The following is a 1266-nucleotide window of genomic DNA, read 5'->3' as shown; positions in this document are numbered from 1 at the left end:
TGTTCAGACCGGAGACATCCGAAACAGGTGTGCCGGGACATCCGTGACACCTTTGGGCCTTCGCTGTGGAGGTCTGGATGCCGTTCACGGGAGTTTCCGCGATGGATCGCAAGCGAGAGTTTGTGCGCCTGGCGCAGGTGGAGGGGGCCAATCGCCGGGAGCTGTGCCGCCGGTTCGGCGTGAGCCCGAGTCTGGGGTATCGGCTGTTGGCGCGGTTTGCAGCCGAGGGCGAGGCGGGGCTGGAAGCGCGATCGCGGCGGCCGCGAAGATCGCCGGCGAAGGCCAGCGGGCAGGTGGAGCAGGCGGTTCTTGCGGTGCGGGCCGAGCATCCGGCCTGGGGCGGACGCAAGATCGCAGCGGTGCTGCGCGCAGGGCGGGGCCAAGGGCCTTCGCCTTCGACCATCACTCGGATCCTGCATCGCCACGGGGTGGAGCTGGGAACGTTCGGCGGCGGGGCCCAGGCCTTCGTGCGCTTCGAGCACCCCGCGCCCAACGACCTGTGGCAGATGGACTTCAAGGGCCATGTGGCCATGGGGACGGGACGGCTGCACCCGCTCACCGTGCTGGACGACCACTCGCGCTTCTGCGTAGTCCTGGCCGCCTGCGAGAACCAGCGCACGGCCACGGTCCAAGCCCGGCTGACTGAGGCTTTCGAGCGCTACGGCCTGCCTGCCCGCATGACCATGGACAATGGTCCGCCCTGGGGCAACGGTCCGCGCGACCCCTTCACGCCCTTGGGCGTCTGGCTGCTGGAGCAGGATATCCGCATCGGCCACTCCCGGCCGTTCCATCCCCAGACCCAGGGCAAGGACGAGCGCTTCCATCGCACCCTCAAGGCCGAAGCCATGTCCGGCCCGCCCTTCGAGGATCTTCTGCAAGCGGCCCGTCGCTTCCTGGCCTGGCGAGACTGCTACAACCTCGAGCGCCCCCACGAGGCCCTGGGCATGGCCCCGCCCATTGGGCGTTACGCCGTCAGTCCGCGGCCCTACCGACCCCGCGTCGAGCCCTTCGAATACGCCTGCGACGACCAGTTGCGCCGCGTCTCCTCCGAAGCCCGCATCAGCTTCCTTAGGCAAAGGTGGCGCGTACCGAAGGCCTTCAGAGGCAAGATCCTCGCCGTCAGGCCCACCTCCGTCGACGGTCTCTACGACGTCTTCTTCAGAACCACCCGCGTCGCCTCCATCGACCTGCGCGCACCCGACGCGCTATCCTGAAACCGTCACGGATGTCCCGGCACACCTGTTTCGGATGTCTCCGGTCTGAACA

General features: G+C 68.1%; 1 protein-coding gene. It reads left to right on the top strand.

Translation table 11 applies throughout. From position 1 onward, the window contains the following. Positions 1–77 precede the first annotated feature (77 nt). Positions 78–1214 (top strand): IS481 family transposase, encoded by a 1137-nt coding sequence (locus DDF67_RS18270; protein ID WP_109102280.1) that lies wholly within the window; start codon positions 78–80, stop codon positions 1212–1214. Positions 1215–1266: the final 52 nt, after the last annotated feature.

This window comes from Caulobacter endophyticus, assembly GCF_003116815.1.
Taxonomy (GTDB): domain Bacteria; phylum Pseudomonadota; class Alphaproteobacteria; order Caulobacterales; family Caulobacteraceae; genus Caulobacter; species Caulobacter endophyticus.
This window is presented reverse-complemented; position numbering and strand designations above follow the sequence as displayed.

Coding starts and splice junctions, on each gene's coding strand:
- DDF67_RS18270 (WP_109102280.1), top strand. CDS start 78: ATGCCGTTCACGGGAGTTTCCGCGATGGATCGCAAGCGAGAGTTTGTG.